Consider the following 13,184-nt stretch of genomic DNA (forward strand, 5'->3'; position numbering starts at 1 on the left):
GCCCCACCGGCCCCACCGGTCCCACCAGTTCCGCTAGCCCCACCGGTCCCACCGGTCCTGCCGGTTCCGCTGGACCCACCGGTCCCGCCGGCCCCGCCGCCGGGGAGCTCGGCCGGGTCGGTGGACTCGTCCGACAGCTCCTCGACGGTCTCCTCGATGGCCACGGCCACCTCGTTCTCGGAGAGCTGGTCCTCGGCGATGGCGCGCAGCACGTCGTCGCGGCCCACGTAGCCGAGGAGGGTGCGGCCCTCCACGACCCGCACGGGCGCGGTGCTCGCCGCGAGCATCGGCAGGACCTCCGCGAGCACGGTGCCCGGCTCGGTGACCGGACCGTCCGTGCGCTCACCCGGGTAGGCGTCGCGCACCAGCCACCGCGCGGTCAGCACGGTCGTGCGGGCGACGTCGGAGGTGAAGTCGGCGACGTAGGCGTTGGCCGGGCGGCCCACGACCTCCTCGGGCGTGCCGACCTGGACGAGTTCGCCGTCGCGCATGATGGCGATGCGGTCGCCCAGCTTCAGGGCCTCCTGGAGGTCGTGGGTGATGAACACCGACGTCTTGTTCAGCTCGCGCTGGAGCCGGGAGACCTCGGCCTGCATGTCGCGGCGGATCAGCGGGTCGAGCGCGCTGAACGGCTCGTCGAACATCAGGACCTCGGGGTCGACGGCCAGCGCGCGGGCCAGGCCCACCCGCTGCTGCATACCGCCGCTCAGCTCGCCGGGCCGCGCGTTCTCGTAGCCGGTCAGGCCGACCATGTCGATCATCTCGCGCGCCCGGGCGTAGCGGTCGGCGCGGCTCATGCCGCGCACCTCCAGCCCGTAGGCCACGTTGTCGACGATGCGCCGGTTCGGCAGCAGGCCGAAGTGCTGGAACACCATGGCCATCTTGTGGCGGCGCAGCTCGCGCAGGCGGTGCGGGCTCGCCTCGCCGATGTCCTCGCCGTCGAGCAGGACCTGCCCGGCGGTGGGTTCGATGAGACGGCTCAGGCAGCGGATCAGCGTCGACTTGCCGGAGCCGGACAGGCCCATGACCACGAAGATCTCACCGGGGTGGACGTCGAAGGACACGTCCCGCACGGCGACGGTGCAGCCGGTCTCCTCCTTGATCCGGTCCCGGTCGGCCGTCTCCAGATCGGTGCCGATGACCTTGTCGGCGTTCTTGCCGAAGATCTTCCAGAGGCCCCGGACGGAGAAGGTGACATCGGGGTCACCCCCGGGCGGACCCTGTTGGTGGACGGTCTGTGTGCTCATCGGGTGGCCTCCTGGAGGTGGTCCTCACGGATCAGGTCGGCCGCGCGCTCACCGAGCGCGAGCACCATCACCATGGGATTGGGGGTCGGCAGGGTCGGGAACACCGAGGCGTCGGCCACGCGCAGTCCCCGCAGCCCGCGCACGCGCAGGCGCGGGTCCACGACGGCGTCGCCGTCGTCGGCGGAGCCCATGCGGCAGGTGCCCGCCGGGTGGTACACGGTGTGCGCGGCGCGGCGGCCGTACTCCGACAGCTCCTCGTCGGTGCGGACCCGCGGCCCGGGCGCGACCTCCCGCTTGATCCACGAGCGGAACGGCTCGGTCTCGGCCACCTCGCGGGCGATCTTGAGACCGTCGACGATGGTCTGCTCGTCGTAGCCGTCGGGGTCGGTGAAGTAGCGGAAGTCCAGCGCGGGCTTGGCCTGGGGGTCGCTGCTGGTCAGGTAGAGCTTGCCGCGCGAGCGGGACCGGGGGATGTTCGGCGTCATGCAGACCGCGTAGCCGTCCTCGGGGGACTCGTAGCCCAGCCGCTTCGTGTTGTCGTCGAAGGGGATCTGGTAGATGTGGAACATCAGGTCCGGGCGCGGGTCGCCGTCGTGTCGGCGGACGAACAGCGCCGCGTCGGAGTCCATCACGGTCTCCTGCGGCACCGGCCGGTCGGTCTCCCACATGATGATCGACTCGGGGTGGTCCAGGAGGTTCTCGCCGACGCCGGGCAGGTCGTGGCGGGCCTCGATGCCCAGGTCGCGCAGCTCCTCGGCGTTGCCCACACCGGAGAGCATGAGCAGACGGGGGCTGTCGACCGCGCCCGCGGAGAGCACGACCTCGCGCCGGGCGCTGATGGTGACGCGGTCGCCGTCCTTGGTCGTGGCGCTGACCCCGGTGGCGCGGTCGCCGTCGAACTCGATCCGGTCCACCCACGTCTCCAGCATGACCGTGAGGTTGCTCCGCACGTCCATGATCGGGTGGAGGTAGGCGACCGACGCCGAGGAGCGGTGCCCGGTGTAGGGGTCGTAGGCGATGGAGAGGAAGCCCGCTCCACCGGAGAAGCCGCCGCCGTGCGAGGTCAGGGCGTTGAAGTCGGACACGACCGGGACGTCGGCGGCCTCGGCGGCCGAGGCCACCCAGTCCTTGACCATGGCGTTGCGGTCCTTCTCCGCGACCGGCACGATGTTGCACTTGATCCGGTCGGCGTAGGACTGGACGGTGGCATTGTCCCAGCCCTCGGCGCCCGCGGCGACCCAGTCGTCCAGGTCCTCGGCGAACGGCCGGAAGCTGATGAGCGTGTTGTGCGACGAGCAGCCGCCGAGCACGCGGGCGCGCGAGTGCAGGATGTGGGAGTTGCCGCGCGGCTGTTCGACGGTGGTGTAGCCGTAGTCGAGCTCGCCCTCCAGAACGCTCAGCCAGTCGCGCAGTCGGAGGACGTTCTCGTGGTCGCGGTCGTCGGGACCGCCCTCGATGAGGCAGACGGTGGTACCGGGGTCCTCCGTCAGCCGGTTGGCGATGACGGAGCCCGCTGTACCGCCCCCCACGATCACGTAGTCGTAGGTGGCCTGGGTGTCGGACACGGCCTGTTCCTCTCGTTGTCACTGAGTCGGGGGATAGCCCGGGGGGAGACCGACCTCTGCTGTGTTCTCGTGTATGCGTGCGGGGAGTGGGCGCGGGCACCGCTGCGCCCGCGCCGAGTCGGCGGAGGCGCCGCGCCGCCGCGCACCCTCTCCCCGTGGCCGCTCCGGGCGCGGTGCCCGGAGCGGCGTGACCGCGTCTCTAGCCGAACCAGCGCTGGGGCTCGGGGGCCAGGTTGCGGTAGATGTGCTTGGCCTCGCGGTACTCGTCCAGGCCGGCGTGCCCGAGCTCGCGCCCGATGCCGCTGCGGCCGTACCCGCCCCACTCGGCGCCGGGGAAGTAGGGGCCGTAGTCGTTGATCCAGACCGTGCCGTGGCGCAGGGCGGCGGCCACGCGCTCACCGCGCCCGGTGTCGTTGGACCACACGCCGCCGGAGAGCCCGTAGTCGGTGTCGTTGCCCAACTCGATCGCCTGGGCCTCGGTCTCGAACCGCTCCACGGTCACGACCGGGCCGAAGACCTCGGTCTGGACGATGTCCATGGACCGGTCGCAGTCCACGAACACGGTGGGGCGGTAGAAGTAGCCCCGGGCGAGATCGGGGTCGTCGGGACGCTTGCCGCCGGCGATGATCCGGGCGCCCTCCTCGACGCCGCGGGAGACGGCGGCCTCCACCTTGGCGCGGTGCTCGGCCGAGACCAGCGGCCCGCAGCGCACACCCTCCACCTGGCCGCGGCCGATGCGGATGGCCTCGGCCCGGCGGGCCAGCTCGGTGGTGAAGGCGTCGTGGATGTCGTTGTGCACGATCAGCCGGGCACCCGCCGAGCAGACCTGGCCGGAGTGGAAGAACGCGGCGCTGAGCGCGTAGTCCACGGCGGTGTCCAGGTCCACGTCCGGGAAGATGATGTTGGGGTTCTTGCCGCCGAGCTCCAGCGCGATGGTCTTGACGGTCTCCGCGGCCGAGGCCATGATGCGGCGGCCGGTGGCCAGACCGCCGGTGAAGGAGACCAGGTCCACGTCGGGGTGCTCCGACAGCGGGGCGCCGGCGTCGGGGCCGCTGCCCAGGACCAGGTTCACCACGCCCGCGGGGATGCCGGCCTCCGTGGCCAGCTCCACCAGCTTGCAGGTGGTGACCGGGGTGATCTCGCTGGGCTTGATCACCATGGTGTTGCCGGCCGCGATGGCCGGGGCCATCTTCCAGGCGAGCTGGAGCAGCGGGTAGTTCCAGGGCGTGATCATGCCGCAGACGCCGACGGGCTCGTACACGACCTTGCTGTGCACGCCCTCGGGCGCGGCCACGAGGCGGCCGGCGTCCTTGTCGGCGAGTCCGGCGTAGTAGCGGAAGACGTTGGTGACGTCGTCGACGTCGATCCCGCCCTCCTCGATGGTCTTGCCGGTGTCCAGGGACTCCATGACCGCGATCTCCTCGCGGTCGCGCTGGAGGAGGTCGGCGATGCGGTCGAGCACGCGCCCCCGCTCGTCGGCGGAGGTGCCGCGCCACTCCCCGGTGTCGAAGGCGTGTCGCGCGGCGGCGATCGCGGCTTCGGTGTCGGGGCGTCCGCCCTCGCTCACGATGGTGAGGACGCTGGCGTCGGCGGGGTTCAGGATCTCCCTGACACGACCGTTGTGCGCGGCTCGCCACCGGCCGTCGATGTAGAGGCTGGTGGCCTCGGACGCGCCCGGTTCGGACAGGTAGGGCACGGCGGGCAGGGATACGTCAGGCTGATTCACGGGTCCGGTTTGCCCAAGATCGGTGGTCACAAACTGCCTCGTCTCTTACGACACTTTCGTCCCAAGGCTCCCACAAACCCGTGTGAGCAGCAGAAACCACGCCTTGGGGGCACGTTGACCCGTGGTGTGAGTCACGTGTGCACAGCATCACCACAACTACGCGTCTGATCCGGAGGGCTCACGGAGCAATCGCGGGTCTGGGGAAGACCAGCCCAAGAGTTTGACGTACATTTAGGTGTACCTAAGTGGATTCGCCCGGAACATGGGCGGCCATGGACCCGCCCGCCCCAGGACCGCGCCACCGCACCGGCGCACCCTCGAGGAAGCGCATGCTGCTTGAACAGGAACGACGGGACGTCTGCCTGACGGCCCGTGCCCTCGCCGCCGGTTCCGGGACCGCCCCCGGAGAGTCGGGGACCGTCAGCGTCCGGAGCGGCGACCTGGTGGTCGTCACCCCGTACGGTGTCCCGCTCGACCAGCTCCAGGCCGCGGACTGCCCGGTGATGTCGCTGGACGACCGTGTGCTGGAGGGCCGCCGCGATCCGTCCGCCGAAGCCACGCTTCACCTGGCCGTGCACCGCCGGGCCGCCGACCACGGTGACGAGGTCACCGCGGTCGTCAACGCCTTCACCGCCGACACCGTCGCCGTGTCCTCGGTCCTGGCGGAACTCCCCCCGATCCACCACCGCGCCGCCGCCCTGGGCGGGGCGATCACCGTCACCCCGTACACGCTCTACGGCAGCGGCGAGATCGCCGACCACGCGGTCAAGGCGCTCAAGGGCCGCGACGCCGCCCTGCTCGCCGGCCACGGCGGACTCGCCCTGGGGCACGGGCTGGAGCACGCACTGGAGAATCTGCGTCTGCTGGACTGGCTGTGCGCGACCTACCTGCGGGCGCGCCAGATCGGAGAGCCCCGGACGCTGTCCGAGGACGAGCTGGCCCAGGTCCGCCACCGCGACACCCACGGATGGGCCGGCCCGGACATCTGGTGACCGGCTAGCCGACCTCCACTGCCAGGACCCCGGGCAGATCCCCGAACCGGGCCTTGGCGTCCCGGCTCACCACCGTGCGCCCCGTCTGCGCGGCATGCGCGGCGATGATGAGGTCGAGCGAACTCCGCTTTCGGCCGCTACTGATGGCATGGGCGAGCAACGTGGCGTGGTGGACCGCTGTCGCCTCCGTGTAGTCGAGAACCTGCACGAACGTGAGTATCTCCGCCAGCGCGCGGGACCGTAGCGCAGAACGCCTCGCCGAGTCGGCCAACTCGATTCCCACACGGAACTCGGCCACGGTGACAGCGGCGATCGCGAGTGCGTCGTCGTCGAACAGAGCCCGTTCGAGGTCCCCTCGCTCGTAGCCGATCAGCACATTGGTGTCGAGGATCAGGCTCCGTCCCATGGGTCCCTCACCTCGTCGTCCATCATCTCCCTGGCCTTGAGTACGTCGCGCTGGAACTCGTCGTCCACGGGTTCGATCCTCTCCAGCGCGGCACGCAGGTCGGCGCCCGTGTAGCGGGGAGCGGGCTGCATGACCGCGACGGGAGACTTGCCCCTGGTGATGGTCACCCGCTCACCGTTCTCAATGGCGTCCAGGAGATCCGAGAACTTCCTCGCGGCCTCGGTCGCGGTGATCGTTCGCATACATACCATGATATCTGACTATCAGATTTCTGCCAGGGCCACCCGGGAAACGTCGAACCCGACTCCCGATCACACGGCTGGGACAGCGTCCTCGCATGGGAACCGAGGCCATGGGGGCGTCCTCCGGGTTCGGGGTCCGGTCACTGACCGATACGGGGGAAGGGCTCGGTGGAGAAGACGACCTCCACCGGCACCTCGAAGTAGCGCGCGATCCGCATCGCCAGGTGCAGACTGGGGCTGTACTCGCCCCGCTCCAGGTAGCCGACGGTCTGGTAATGCACGCCCAGGGCCTCGGCCAGGGCCCTGCGCGACACCCCCCGCTCGGCACGCAGCACCGCGATGCGGTTGTAGATCGCCTCGGATCCGCCCGCCGACGCCTTGGCGCGACGGCCGGATCCGTTGCTCTTGTTCTCAGTAGGCACGCTTCATCGCCTTATCCCTGGCCGCCTGGACACGCGACCCCGACTCCCGACGGGCCATCCGCCGCAGCACCCACGGCGCCACGACGAACCCGACCACCGCCCACAGTGCCAGAACCACGGCCACCTGCGGCAGCTGCCAGGCCCCGGCCGGCTCCAGGGCGGCGTACTCGGCGGGCAGCGCCCCCGAGCGGACGCCGTGCCCCAGCCAGTAGACCGGGACGAACAGGGCGGCCGTCCGCAGCGGGCCGGGCAGGAAGTCCAGCGGGAACATGACGCCGGACCCCATCAGCAGGAACACGATCGGGATCATCAGGAATCCCACGAACCGCGGGTTGGAGATGAGGGAGCCCGCGATCGCCCCGAACGGGGCCAGGGCGAGCGCGCCCAGCACGCAGACCCAGACGAGGGTGAGGGCCGCGCCCCAGGTCGGGGGGCCGAAGCCCTCGACCAGGAACAGTCCGGGCACGACCATGATGGCCAGGGAGGCCAGCACGAGCCCCACGATGTGCACGACCTTGGCGACGGTGTAGCCGAGCATGCCGTGCGGCAGGGTCTTGGCCCGCAGGAGCGTGGCGTTCTCGCGCTCGGCGGACAGGACCTGCGCCACGGTCAGGACGGCCGCCATGACGAGGGTGAAGACCACGCCGCCCGTGTAGGTCACCGCGCCGTAGGTGGTGTCGGCCTCCTCCACCCGCCCTCTGGACATGAAGACCCCGAGGACGACGAACAGGATCGGCATGTAGAAGTAGCCGAACAGCTCCATCGGGCTGGCGAAGGAGCCCCGGAACTCCATCAGGCCTCGGGACAGGCCGTTGCGGACCGCGTTGACGGCGGGGTTCATCGGATCTCCTTCACGAACTCGTGCACGGCCGGCCCGGTCCGACCGGACTCGTGCCGCTCGACCATGGCGAGGTAGACGTCCTCCAGGGAGGGGCGCACGACCCGCAGGTCGGCCAGGTCGTCGCCGAGCGCGGCGTACAGCTCGGCGACGTGGCGGGCGGGGGCGTCGGTGACATGGACGTGGCGCTGGTCGCCGACCCGCCAGGAGACCTCGCTCTCCCGCTCGACCAGCGCGGACAGCTGCTCGACGCTGCCGTCGGCGACGATGGTGCCGCCCGCGAGGACGAGGATCCGGTCGGCGAGCTTCTCCGCCTCGTCGAGGTCGTGGGTGGTGAGCAGGACCGTGGTGTCGTCCGAGTCGACGATGTCGTGGACGAGCTCGTGGAAGGCCCGGCGCGCCTGGGGGTCGAACCCCGCGGTGGGCTCGTCGAGGAAGAGCAGTTCGGGGCGGCCGACCACACCGATCGCCACGTCCAGGCGGCGGCGCTGCCCTCCGGAGAGCTTGTTGATCTTGGTCCCCGCCTGGTCGGCGAGGCCGACCCGCTCCAGGAGTGCGTCGGTCTCGTGGGGGCGTGAGCGGTCCGGGGTGGCGTAGGGGGCGTAGAAGAGGCCGAAGTGGTCCAGGAGGTCCCGGACCCGCCATCCGCCGTGGTCGCGCCAGGTCTGCAGGACCACGCCGAGGCGGGCCCGCCAGTCCTCGCCGCCGTGTTCCGGGTCGCTGCCGAGCACCTCGACCGTGCCGGCGGAGCGCTTGCGGAACCCCTCGAGGATCTCGACGGTGGTGGTCTTGCCCGCGCCGTTCGGACCCAGCAGGACGACCACCTCGCCCCGGCGGGCGGCGAAGTCGACGCCCCGCAGCACCTCGGTGGTGCCGTAGTTCATGCGCAGACCACTGACCCGGACCACGGTGTCGGCGGGTTCCCCCGACGCCTGTGCGGCCGCACGGGACACCTCTCCGGTCGGAGTACTCATCACAACACTCCCTCCAATCATCGTCTCTCTACTGCTATTGATAGTACATGTACTACATCTTGGAGCACAGAGACTTCTCATTCCGAACGCCTGCCCCGTGCCGCCCACGCGGGTGGAGGCGCAGCTCAGCACCTCCGCGGGGGTGTGGCCGGATCCGGCCACACCACACTCGGGTACGGGTACTCAACGATCGGGGCGGGTCAGGGACGACAATGGTCGGGAACGTTCGGTTCAGGACCGCAGGAGGCCCCATGCGCTGCAGCTACATCCGGCTTCTCGTCAACGACTACGAGGCCTGCTTCCACTTCTACGCCGACATCCTCAGACTGCCCGTGCTGTGGGGCGACGAGGCGAGCAGGTACGCGGAGTTCGACGTGGAGTCCGGGACCCGGCTCGCCATCAACCAGCGCGAGGTGATGGCCGAGGCGTTGGAGACCGACACCGCCGACCCCGAACTCCCGCACCAGGACCGGCTCGCGGTGGTCTTCCAGGTGGAGGACGTCGACACGACCGCGGCCAAGCTGGTCGCCGACGGAGCCCGGCAGGTGCGGGCCCCGTACGACTGGACGGCCTGGGGCGTGCGGGCCGCCCACTTCCGCGACCCCGACGGCTACCTGTTGGAGATCAACCACCCGCTGATCCCGATCGAGATCCCTTCGCCCCCGCCGATCCCCTGAGACCCCTCATCCACCTGAACCTCACCCGGCGAGGTGGTCCACCAGCAGTTCGTTGACCCGCTCGGCGCGCTCCACCCCGAGCAGGTGGGCGGCTCCGGTGACCACCTCGAACCGGGTGTCGGAGATCCCGTCGGCCAGCCGCCTGCCGTGTCCCGGCGGCACCAGGGCGTCGTGCGCCGCCGAGACCACCAGCGTCGGCGCCCGGACCGCGGAGGCCAGGTGGCGCTGGTCCATGCCCGCGACCGCGTCGCAGATCGCGGCGAAGGCGCCGGGGTCGGTACGGACGAAGTCCTCGCTGAAGCGTTCGGTGACATCGGGGTGGTCCTCGGTCATGTCCGGCGTGAACCACGGCAGGACCACCTCGGCGGCCACCGACTCGATGCCCGACTCCCGGACCCGGGCGGCCACCCGGTCCCAGCGGTGCGGCCGGGGCGTACGCGGCGCGGCCGCGAGCAGGGCGAGCCGCTCCAGCGTGCGGGGCGAGTTCGCCGCGATCCACACCAGCAGGGCGGCGCCGAACCCGGCGCCGACGGCCGACACACGGGTGATGCCGCGCTCCTCCAGCAGGCCCAGGACGTCCAGGGCCATGTCCTCGATGGAGTAGGGCCCCTCCGGCGCGGGCGAGAACCCGTGCCCTCGGTGGTTGATCCGCAGCACCTGGTGGTCACGTGTGAGCTCGGGCATCTGCGGCTCCCACACCGACATCCTCGTCCCGAAGGGCGGGACGAACAGGACCACGGGAGCGTGCCGTGGGCCGTCGAGTCGGTACTGCAGCGGAATCAGGGCCATGGAACCTCCGAGTCACCAGGGCTCCCAGGCTATCGGGAGTCGTTTCGAGGGATCCAGCGGCTCCTTTCCCTCCCCGCGGAGTAGAGGACAGTCGTTGACCGCCACCCTCCCTAGTGTCGTGTTCGAATCCGACGGCGACGAATGGAAACGGTGATGGCGATGACGGCTCAGGGCACGGACACGCGGACGATCGACACCGAGCGCGAGACGCTGCTGCGCGTACTGGAGGAGCAGCGCGGCAACCTGCGCTACACGGTGCGCGGGCTGACCGACGAGCAGGCGCGGCAGCGCACCACGGTCAGCGCCCTGTGCCTGGGCGGTGTGGTCAAGCACGTGGCCCGCGGCGAGAAGAGCTGGGTTCGGTTCATCCTGGAGGGCGACCCGGGCACGGACTACGAGTCCCCGGAGACCTACGCCGCGCACGAGGACAGCTTCCGGCTGCTGGAGGGCGAGACGCTCCAGGGCATGCTGAAGGAGTACACGCGCGTGGCCGCCGAGACGGAGCGGATCGTTCGCGAGCTGCCGGACCTGGAGGCCGCCCAGAAGCTGCCGACCGCCCCGTGGTTCCCGGAGGAGGCCTCCTGGACCGCCCGCGAGGTCCTGCTGCACATCATCGCCGAGAACGCCCAGCACAACGGGCACGCCGACATCATCCGCGAGGCGCTGGACGGGCAGAAGACCATGGGCTGACCGCAGACCGCTGACCCGGTCGCGCGCGTCCCGCACCGGCGCGGGACGCGCGTTCACGCGTCGAGGGACGACAGGTCCAGCGCGGCCAGGCGGTCGGGGTCGGCCAGGACGTCGATGGCGACGATCCGGCCGTCGGTGACGGTGAAGGCCATGAGGGCCATCGGCCGCCCCTGCGGTGCCACGAGCGCGCCGGCGGCCCCGTTGACCAGTACGGGGCGCAGGTAGGGCGAGAGGGCCGCGGTCCTGATCGCCTGGCCGGTGACCGCTCGCGGCCCCTGGAGCACGAGCGTGAGGCCGGGCCGCGCGTCGCCGCCGTCGGAGCGGAGCACGACGTCGGGCGCGAGCGTGGCCACGAGCGCGTCGAAGTCGCCCTCGCGCGCGGCGGCGAAGAAGGCGTCGACCGCGTCGCGCTGGCGCCGCAGGTCGGCGTCGGGGGCGGGGGCGCGGTCCCGCACGCGACGGCGGGCGCGGCTGGCGAGCTGGCGTACGGAGGCCGGGGAGCGCTCCAGGACGTGCGCGATGTCGTCGAAGGGCACGGCGAACATGTCGTGCAGGACGAAGCAGAGCCGTTCGTCCAGGGACAGGGTCTGCAACACCACCATCATCGCCAGCCCCACGGAGTCCGCCAGCAGGGCTTCGTGTTCGGGATCGACGCCGTCCTCGGGGCTGACGACGGGGTCGGGCAGGTGCGGTTCCATCGGCGTCTCGCGCCGCCGTTCGCGCGAGCGGAGGATGTTGAGGCACACCCGTGTGGCCACGGTGGTCAGCCACGCGCCGAGGCTGTCCACGTGCTCGTCGCCCGCGCGGTCCAGGCGCAGCCACGTTTCCTGGACGGCGTCGTCGGCCTCGCTCAGGGAACCGAGCAGCCGGTAGGCCAGTGACCGCAACCGCGGCCGGTGCTCCTCGAACCGCCCGGCCAGGCCGTCGTGCTCCAACGTCTCCACCATGTGCACCTTCCGCGCGGGACCGCTCCCGGTGCAGGACGGGGTCCGAGGACGCGCTCTGGCGCGCAGGATCGCTCCCAGTGTAGAACCGGGCCCGGGACGCGCTCTCCCGGGCCCCGGGAACGCCGCTGGTCACGGTCAGGAGCGGTCCGGCGCGCGGGTGGTGGCCACCGCGACGATCCACGCGACCGCCCAGACGGCGCCGACCGCGAGGGACGTCCACGCCGCGGCGCCCTGCGCGGGCTCGCCCAGCCCGGGGGAAAGGCCGGTGGCGCGCGCGGCGAACATCAGCACCCCGACTCCGATCAGCAGCGCCCCCGCGCCGTTGACCACGAGCAGGGGCCGGCGCCAGAGCCTGCCGGCCGGCGGGCGCAGCAGGGCGAGGACGAACAGCACCATCACCGCGCCCATGGCGGCGTTGGACAGCTGCCCGCTGACGGGTTCGTAGACCTCGTAGGCCTCCGGCGGGGCCGGGAACCCCGGCATCCCCAGTTCGCCGCGCAGCGCCAGGTGGACCTTGGAGAGGGCGTAGGCGGCGGCGCCCCCCGCCGCGACGAGGACGGCCGCGGTGTGTCGGTTCATGGCTCCATCTTCCAGGCCGGGAGCCCCGCCGGCCTCACCCCGCGGCGGGACGCCCGCCCCCCGCGAGGGGGAGGCGGACGGCCACCCCGTCGCCAATCTGTATATTTTTCTATACAGTTGAGGGATGGCGATTCTCGAACACACCCAGAAGATCAGCGTCACCGATGCGGCCAGACGTGGCGTGGCCGGAATCGTGCACGACGCGGAACAGGGGACCGAGGTCATCGTGACCCGCCGGCATGAGCCGGTCGCGGCCGTGGTCGCGTTCTCCCGACTCGCGGAGTTGGAGCAGGCGGAGGCGGATCTTAGGGACCTCGCGCTGGTCATGGCACGGGAGCTCACGGACAGCGGACGGCGGACGTCACTGGACGACGTGCTGTCCGCCTTCGGGCACAGCCGTGCCTCTCTCGAAGAAATCCCCGAGGACTGATGGCCGAGATCACCTTCACCGACGCAGCGATCGACGACCTGCGGCGACTCGGCCCGGACGCCGTACCCAAGGTGTTGAAGAAGATCCTCCTGCTGGAGGAGAACCCTGAGGCCGGGTATCCGCTGGGAGGTGAACTCACGGGATTCCGGAAACTGGTCGTCGGACGCGACACGTGGCGCGTCGTGTACCGCGTGACCGAAGGAAAGAGCGTGGAGATCTGCGAGGTCTGGGCCGTAGGCCCCCGCGCGGACGCCCAGGTCTACGCCGAGGCCTCCCGGCGAGTCCGCACGGCTTCGGGCGACGACCCGGTAGCCCAGCACCTCGCCGCCGTCATCGAACACCTCGGCGCGCCGGCGGGGGCACTCCAGGGGGAGCCGACCCCTACGAGAGAACCCGTCCCGGACTGGCTGGCCGAGCGCCTGCTCCACACCGTCGGCCTGCTCCCTGAGGACGTGGCCGCGCTCGATCTGGAGCAGGCGGTGGACCTTTGGGCCGACTTCCGTTCCCGACCACGCTGAGTCGGGCTCGCGATGGCGGGAAAGGCAACGGGGGCGTCCTCGCTGATCCGCGAGAACGCCCCCGGCAAGAGGTGGCGAGGGTCGCCTCCGCATCCCCCCTCAAAGTACGGAGGCAACCCTCGCTCTGGGAAGCGGCCTGCGA

The 13,184-nt window shown here is 71.0% G+C and carries 15 protein-coding genes and 1 pseudogene; 5 read left to right on the forward strand and 11 right to left on the reverse strand.

The features are described 5' to 3' along the window. Positions 1 to 83: 83 nt before the first annotated feature. From DFP74_RS09595 to DFP74_RS09605, 3 genes and pseudogenes are all read right to left on the reverse strand, one after another. Positions 84 to 1,247 (reverse strand): annotated as a pseudogene (locus DFP74_RS09595) (glycine betaine/L-proline ABC transporter ATP-binding protein); the annotation flags it as partial. Further along, a complete protein-coding gene (locus tag DFP74_RS09600; RefSeq protein WP_121181371.1) occupies positions 1,244 to 2,812 on the reverse strand; it encodes a GMC family oxidoreductase in 1,569 nt (522 codons plus the stop codon). The pseudogene DFP74_RS09595 and the gene DFP74_RS09600, both read right to left, overlap by 4 nt. A 199-nt stretch (positions 2,813 to 3,011) precedes the next feature. Next, a complete protein-coding gene (locus DFP74_RS09605; RefSeq protein WP_121181372.1) occupies positions 3,012 to 4,538 on the reverse strand; it encodes an aldehyde dehydrogenase family protein in 1,527 nt (508 codons plus the stop codon). A gap of 329 nt (positions 4,539 to 4,867) precedes the next feature. Between DFP74_RS09605 and DFP74_RS09610 the strand changes: the two genes are divergently transcribed. Next, on the forward strand, positions 4,868 to 5,530 hold the full coding sequence (locus tag DFP74_RS09610) for a class II aldolase/adducin family protein (RefSeq protein ID WP_121181373.1): 663 nt from the start codon (positions 4,868 to 4,870) through the stop codon (positions 5,528 to 5,530). Between the two features lie 4 nt (positions 5,531 to 5,534). Here DFP74_RS09610 and DFP74_RS09615 read toward each other — a convergent pair whose 3' ends face one another. From DFP74_RS09615 to DFP74_RS09635, 5 genes are all read right to left on the reverse strand, one after another. Further along, on the reverse strand, positions 5,535 to 5,936 hold the full coding sequence (locus DFP74_RS09615; RefSeq protein WP_121181374.1) for a type II toxin-antitoxin system VapC family toxin: 402 nt from the start codon (positions 5,934 to 5,936) through the stop codon (positions 5,535 to 5,537). Continuing rightward, positions 5,921 to 6,178 (reverse strand): type II toxin-antitoxin system Phd/YefM family antitoxin, encoded by a 258-nt coding sequence (locus tag DFP74_RS09620; RefSeq protein WP_121181375.1) that lies wholly within the window; start codon positions 6,176 to 6,178, stop codon positions 5,921 to 5,923. The genes DFP74_RS09615 and DFP74_RS09620 overlap by 16 nt, the downstream gene beginning before the upstream one ends. A 140-nt stretch (positions 6,179 to 6,318) precedes the next feature. Beyond that, on the reverse strand, positions 6,319 to 6,600 hold the full coding sequence (locus DFP74_RS09625; RefSeq protein ID WP_121181376.1) for a helix-turn-helix transcriptional regulator: 282 nt from the start codon (positions 6,598 to 6,600) through the stop codon (positions 6,319 to 6,321). After that, positions 6,590 to 7,441 carry an ABC transporter permease gene (locus tag DFP74_RS09630; RefSeq protein WP_121181377.1) on the reverse strand — a complete coding sequence of 284 codons (852 nt, stop codon included), beginning with the start codon at positions 7,439 to 7,441 and terminating at the stop codon, positions 6,590 to 6,592. The genes DFP74_RS09625 and DFP74_RS09630 overlap by 11 nt, the downstream gene beginning before the upstream one ends. Then, positions 7,438 to 8,412 carry an ABC transporter ATP-binding protein gene (locus tag DFP74_RS09635; protein ID WP_121181378.1) on the reverse strand — a complete coding sequence of 325 codons (975 nt, stop codon included), beginning with the start codon at positions 8,410 to 8,412 and terminating at the stop codon, positions 7,438 to 7,440. Before DFP74_RS09635 ends, DFP74_RS09630 begins: the two co-directional genes overlap by 4 nt. A gap of 251 nt (positions 8,413 to 8,663) precedes the next feature. Between DFP74_RS09635 and DFP74_RS09640 the strand changes: the two genes are divergently transcribed. Beyond that, positions 8,664 to 9,089, forward strand: a complete 426-nt coding sequence (locus DFP74_RS09640) for a VOC family protein (RefSeq protein ID WP_121181379.1) — start codon at positions 8,664 to 8,666, stop codon at positions 9,087 to 9,089. A 21-nt stretch (positions 9,090 to 9,110) separates the two neighbouring features. On the opposite strand, the gene DFP74_RS09645 is transcribed toward DFP74_RS09640, so the two are convergent. Continuing rightward, complete coding sequence (locus DFP74_RS09645; RefSeq protein ID WP_121181380.1) at positions 9,111 to 9,878, reverse strand: alpha/beta fold hydrolase; 768 nt, start codon at positions 9,876 to 9,878, stop codon at positions 9,111 to 9,113. A gap of 159 nt (positions 9,879 to 10,037) precedes the next feature. Here DFP74_RS09645 and DFP74_RS09650 point away from each other — a divergent pair, with 159 nt between their 5' ends. Further along, a complete protein-coding gene (locus DFP74_RS09650; RefSeq protein WP_121188153.1) occupies positions 10,038 to 10,568 on the forward strand; it encodes a DinB family protein in 531 nt (176 codons plus the stop codon). A 53-nt stretch (positions 10,569 to 10,621) separates the two neighbouring features. Here DFP74_RS09650 and sigJ read toward each other — a convergent pair whose 3' ends face one another. Continuing rightward, positions 10,622 to 11,515, reverse strand: a complete 894-nt coding sequence (sigJ, locus tag DFP74_RS09655) for an RNA polymerase sigma factor SigJ (RefSeq protein ID WP_121181381.1) — start codon at positions 11,513 to 11,515, stop codon at positions 10,622 to 10,624. A gap of 135 nt (positions 11,516 to 11,650) precedes the next feature. Next, positions 11,651 to 12,094: a hypothetical protein gene (locus tag DFP74_RS09660; protein ID WP_121181382.1), complete on the reverse strand. Its 444-nt coding sequence runs from the start codon at positions 12,092 to 12,094 to the stop codon at positions 11,651 to 11,653. Positions 12,095 to 12,218: 124 nt separating this feature from the next. Here DFP74_RS09660 and DFP74_RS09665 point away from each other — a divergent pair, with 124 nt between their 5' ends. Then, a complete protein-coding gene (locus DFP74_RS09665; protein WP_121181383.1) occupies positions 12,219 to 12,524 on the forward strand; it encodes a prevent-host-death family protein in 306 nt (101 codons plus the stop codon). Further along, positions 12,524 to 13,042, forward strand: coding sequence for a type II toxin-antitoxin system RelE/ParE family toxin (locus DFP74_RS09670; RefSeq protein WP_121181384.1), 519 nt, complete (start codon positions 12,524 to 12,526; stop codon positions 13,040 to 13,042). The genes DFP74_RS09665 and DFP74_RS09670 overlap by 1 nt, the downstream gene beginning before the upstream one ends. The last annotated feature ends 142 nt before the right edge of the window (positions 13,043 to 13,184 follow it).

It is taken from the genome of Nocardiopsis sp. Huas11, assembly GCF_003634495.1.
GTDB lineage: Bacteria > Actinomycetota > Actinomycetes > Streptosporangiales > Streptosporangiaceae > Nocardiopsis.